The organism is Pseudoduganella sp. RAF53_2 (assembly GCF_052113985.1).
Taxonomy (GTDB): Bacteria; Pseudomonadota; Gammaproteobacteria; order Burkholderiales; family Burkholderiaceae_D; genus Rugamonas.
This window is the reverse complement of the sequence record NZ_JBFRDW010000477.1, coordinates 1-4789: the sequence shown is the minus strand read 5'-3', so window position 1 is coordinate 4789 and position 4789 is coordinate 1. Positions and strand designations below refer to the sequence as shown.

General features: G+C 62.2%; 5 protein-coding genes. All 5 read right to left on the bottom strand.

All coding sequences use genetic code 11. The annotated features are described in order from the left end of the window. Nucleotides 1–74: 74 nt before the first annotated feature. The 5 genes from AB4Z11_RS23345 to AB4Z11_RS23325 all read right to left on the bottom strand — a co-directional run bounded on the left by AB4Z11_RS23345 (nt 75) and on the right by AB4Z11_RS23325 (nt 4685). Nucleotides 75–500 (bottom strand): organic hydroperoxide resistance protein, encoded by a 426-nt coding sequence (locus tag AB4Z11_RS23345; protein WP_442028009.1) that lies wholly within the window; start codon nt 498–500, stop codon nt 75–77. Nucleotides 501–635: 135 nt separating this feature from the next. Continuing rightward, nucleotides 636–1679: a histone deacetylase family protein gene (locus AB4Z11_RS23340; RefSeq protein ID WP_442028008.1), complete on the bottom strand. Its 1044-nt coding sequence runs from the start codon at nt 1677–1679 to the stop codon at nt 636–638. Further along, the gene (gene gshA, locus AB4Z11_RS23335; RefSeq protein ID WP_442028007.1) at nt 1673–3265 is read right to left on the bottom strand and encodes a glutamate--cysteine ligase; all 1593 of its coding nucleotides are present in this window, start codon (nt 3263–3265) and stop codon (nt 1673–1675) included. The genes AB4Z11_RS23340 and gshA overlap by 7 nt, the downstream gene beginning before the upstream one ends. A 125-nt stretch (nt 3266–3390) precedes the next feature. After that, nucleotides 3391–4221 carry a peptide chain release factor N(5)-glutamine methyltransferase gene (gene prmC, locus AB4Z11_RS23330; protein ID WP_442028006.1) on the bottom strand — a complete coding sequence of 277 codons (831 nt, stop codon included), beginning with the start codon at nt 4219–4221 and terminating at the stop codon, nt 3391–3393. Then, a complete protein-coding gene (locus AB4Z11_RS23325; RefSeq protein WP_442028011.1) occupies nt 4218–4685 on the bottom strand; it encodes a disulfide bond formation protein B in 468 nt (155 codons plus the stop codon). The genes prmC and AB4Z11_RS23325 overlap by 4 nt, the downstream gene beginning before the upstream one ends. Nucleotides 4686–4789 lie beyond the last annotated feature (104 nt).

Here is a 4789-nt window from a genome sequence, read left to right as displayed (position 1 = left end):
CGATAAGACGGGCTTTCATGATCCAAACTCCTGCTGCGAAATCGGCGCGGCCGAAGCCGCGCCTACGATACTGCTTATACGATGTTCAGGGTCACATCGATGTTGCCGCGGGTGGCGTTGGAGTAAGGGCACACTTTGTGCGCTTCTTCCACCAGTTTTTCGGCGACGGAGCGCTCAACACCTGGCAGCGAGATGTCCATTTTCACTTCGATGCCGAAGCCTTGCGGGATCAGGCCGATGCCAACGGTGGCGTTGATCGAGGTGTTTGCAGGCACGGCGATCTTGTCGCGGCCGCCAACAAATTTCAGGGCGCCGATGAAGCAGGCGGAGTAGCCAGCAGCAAACAGCTGCTCGGGATTCGCGCCAGGGGCACCATTACCGCCCAGTTCTTTCGGGGTGGTCAGCTTGTGCTCGAAGGTGCCGTCGTCGGCTTTGGTGGTGCCTTCGCGGCCGCCGGTGGAAGTTGCGCTGGTACGGTACAGAACTTGTTGGAGGGACATGATTCTTCCTTTCGATAAATAATTTGCGATTAAGTAGCGTGCTATCCGATGCTGGGCTTTCGGTTTAAGTGCAGCGCCCATGTGCACAATATACATAGCGCACGATCTAATTGCAAGCTATTTTTCTAAAAATTTTTAGACGGCGGTTTCGAAGCCTTCCAGCACGTTCACCACATTCGTGCCGAGTTCACGAGCCGCACCGCCAGCTTCCAGTATAAAAGCGGTTGGCAGCCCCAGCCAGGCCAGCCGTTCGCCCAGTCGTAAATAATCAGCCGCTTGCAAACCGAAGCCGCCGTGCGGCTCCCCAGCCCAGGTATTGCCGCCAAGCGCGACCACCAGTGCGTCGGGACGGTACATGCTCAAGCGTACGCAGGCCGATTCCAGTGCGGCGAACCAGTCCGCGCTCGTGCTGCCGGGGGCCAGCGTCAGATTGACGTTATAGCCAAGCCCGGCGCCTGTCCCGGTTTCATCCGCATGGCCCGCAAACCAGGGGTAGGCGTGGCGCGGATCGGCGTGAAGCGAAATGCAGAGCACATCGGCACGGTCATAGAAGATGGCTTGCGTGCCATTGCCATGGTGGTAGTCGAGATCCAGCACGGCGACACGCGACAAGCCATCGTCCAACAGGTGCTGTGCCGCCAGCGCGGCGTTGTTCAGGTAGCAGCCGCCACCCATCGCATCCGGTCCCGCATGATGGCCCGGCGGACGAGTCAGGGCGAACGTGCTGCGCTCGCCCACGCGCAGGGCATGCGCCGCATTGATGGCGCAGTCGGCGCCCATCTTGGCCGCGCTCCAGGTGCCGGGGCCGATGGGTGTCAGCGTATCCATGGCGTAGAGGCCGAAACGGGCGCCGAAATCATCGGGCTCGATATCGGCGCGCAGATTGCGGATCACGGACATGGACGGGAAGGCATCGCGTCCCGCATTGGCCGGCGCCAGTGCAAGCCACTCGCTCCAGGCGGTGCGCAGGAAATGCAGATAGCGCGGACTGTGCGCGCGCTCCAGCGACACCGGCGGCACGCTATGCGGCGTAACGATTTGTCCCAGTCCGCGCCGGCCCAGTTCGGCCAGCACGAATTCCGCGCGCTCGGGGTGATCCGGCGCGGGAGCCGGTGCGCCGCCCGTCAGAATGTGGCGGAGACGCTGCTGTGCATGCTGTTCGTTGTAGAAGGTCAGCAAGGGCTGTTAGGACAGAGGTTGCTTGCCCGGTAGGCTTTGACGTAATCATCGAAGCTGCCGGTCTGGGTGCGTTCCATTTCTTCCTGCTCATCCAGCGAGGTCTTGGCCAGCTGCTCGTAATAAGCCTGTTCCTCGGCGCTCGGCGGATTGGCGCGGAAGTACGCTGCGTGCTTCTCGCTCTGCCGCACGGAAAATTCGATAAACGATTTACCGTTCGCGCGCAGCTCGGCCAGCACGCGTGCGGACGGCGTCGCATCCGGGTCATGCAGCTTGACGGCCTGGGCTTCCAGCGCGCGCACATGGTCATTGCCGCCGCGTACGCTGTCCAGCAGTTCGGCGGCTGGGCGGATGCGTTCCAGCATATCCAGGCCCCACTCCGTCAGCGCGACTTCCTCGCCGTCGCGAATCAGCTTCAGGCCCGGACGCCGGCCTTCCTTCACTGTGCGGCCGAAATTGCGCGCCAGGATTTCGCCGTATTCCGGCGTGATCAGCGGGCTGCGTTCCAGTGCGCAGTAGAGCAGGAAGGCATCCAGGAAACGTCCCGTTTCGACATTGATGCCGACCGGCTCGTAAGGGTCCACATCCATGCAGCGTACTTCAATGTATTGCACGCCGCGGTTGCACAGCGCCTGGATCGGACGCTCGCCGGTGCGGATCACGCGTTTCGGACGGATGGTCGAGTAATACTCGTTCTCGATCTGGATCACATTGGTCGACAGCTGCACCCACTCGCCATCGACCTTGGTGCCGATCTTCTGGTACGGCTCGTAAGGCTGGTTCACGGCGCGGGTCAGCGTGGCCACATAAGAATCCAGGCTGTTCTCATGCGGATGCAGGCCGGACTGCGCCTCGTTCTGGTAACCCAGATCGCTCATGCGCAGGCTGGTGGCATAAGGCAGGTAGAGCGTATCGGACGACAGCGTTTCCAGCTTGTGCGGGCGGCCGCGCAGGAAGCTGCTGGCCAGCGCCGGCGAGGAGCCGAACAAGTACATCAGCAGCCAGCTGTAGCGGCGGAAATTGCGGATCGCGGCAAGGTAGGCTTCCGACTGGTAGGCCTTTGCGGAAATGTGCGTCGCTCCTTCGTCCTCGGCCAGGATGCGCCACAGCTGTTCGTCCAGCGAATAGTTGTAGTGGATGCCCGCGATGCACTGCATGGCCTTGCCATAGCGCAGGGCCAGGCCGCGGCGGTACACGTGCTTCAGCATGCCCAGGTTGGACTTGCCGTACCAGGCGATTTCGATGTCCTCTTCCGGCGGCAGCTGGCAAGGCATGGACTGCGACCACAGCAGCTCATCCTGCATCTTGGTATAGGAGAAGCGATGGATGCCATCCAGTTTCTGCAGCGTGGTGGCGATATCGTTCTCGGCCGGCGTAATGAATTCCAGCAGCGTTTCTGCGTAGTCGGTGGTGATGTGCGGGTTGGTCAGGGCCGAACCCAGCAGAACCGGATGAGGCGTGCGGGCCAGATGGCCGCTCTTGTCGACACGCAGGGTTTCTCGCTCGATGCCGCGCAGGCCGCCGCCCAGCACCGCGCGGTGCTTATCGTCGGCCAATAAGGCCAGGCGGCGAGACAATAGATTGGACAATTGGCACTTCCTTTCCGATGCAGCAAACTTTGAATTGGAGCGAATGTAACCGAAATCCGAAAACTGCGTGCAGGAGCCCTCAAAAACCGCCCGGCAAGCCGCATGGCGCCGTAGGAAGCGCTATTTTAACCGGGGACGCGCCCGCCGCTGACGCGCTCGATTCCGGCCAAATCTTGCCAGCTTGCCACCTCAGTGTAACCCGCCGATGACAGCAGCTTGCGCACGGCTTCAGACTGGTCGTAACCGTGTTCCATCAACAGCCAGGTGCCGGCGGCCGCATGCTGCGGCGCCCCTTTGATCAAGGCCTTGAGCGCCGACAGGCCGTCGGCGAAATCGGTCAGCGCACCGGAAGGTTCGAAGCGCAAATCGCCTTCGGACAGATGGCGGTCGCCGTCTGCGATATAAGGAGGATTGGAAACAATGAGGTCGAAGGTCTCGCCTTTGACGGCGGCGAACCAGTCGCTGTGCAGGAAGCGCACCCTGGCGCCATTGCGCTGCGCGTTGCGTTGCGCAACGGCGAGGGCATCGGTGCTGACATCAAGCGCCGTGACTTCCGCATCGGGCCGGCTGTGGGCCACTGCCACGGMGATGGCGCCGCTGCCTGTGCCCAGGTCCAGCACGCGTCCGCGTGGCGGCAGGCGTTCCAGGGCAAGCTCCACCAGAAGTTCGGTGTCGGGGCGGGGAATCAGTACGGCCGGCGTGGTTTCAAACGCCAGACCGTAAAACTCGCGCATGCCGACGATATAGGCCACCGGCTCGCCATCAATGCGCCGCTGCAGCAGCGCTTCGATGCGCGCCGCTTCATCGGCGTTGAGTGCGCGTTCCGCCTGCGTAATCAGCGCCGTGCGCGTGATGTTCAGCGCATGGCAAACGAGGATGCGCTGATCGACCGGATCGAGCAGCGGCTGGCGCTGCAAAGCGCCCAGCGTGGTGCCGGGAGCGACGTGGATGGTCATGCGCGCTTGCGCAGCAGCAGCCAGAGCATGGTGCCGGCGAGGATGACGAACCAGATGGCGGACCATTGAGGGATCGACAGGCCGAGGAAGCCGTCGGTCGCGTTCTCGCACAGGCCGTCGGCGTAGAACAGCCAGGGCAGGGCAGTCGCGGTAGGGATCTTGTTCAGGAAGGTTTCCATCGGATCGATGCCGCAGGACAGGCCCGGATGCGCCAGCACCCACAGATGCTTGCCGACCGCCACCAGACCGCCCAGCGCGGCCAGCAAACCCAGGCCCGCACCGACTTTCGGCTTGCCGAACGCGCCGATCAGGCAAGCGATGCCGATCGTAATGAACAGATAGCGCTGAATCACGCACAGCGGACAAGGCAGCAAGTACAGCACGTGCTGCAGATACATGGCCACGCCAATCAGCCCAAAGCACACGATCGCCGTCGCCAGCATCACCTTCTTCGAATTCATGATGTCCATCCGCTAAATTTAAACCGACTCATTCTCGCACAACTCGCTATCAATCGCCGAGGGCGGCCAGCTGTTCGGCTTGGTGCTCGGTGGTGAGGGTGGTGGTC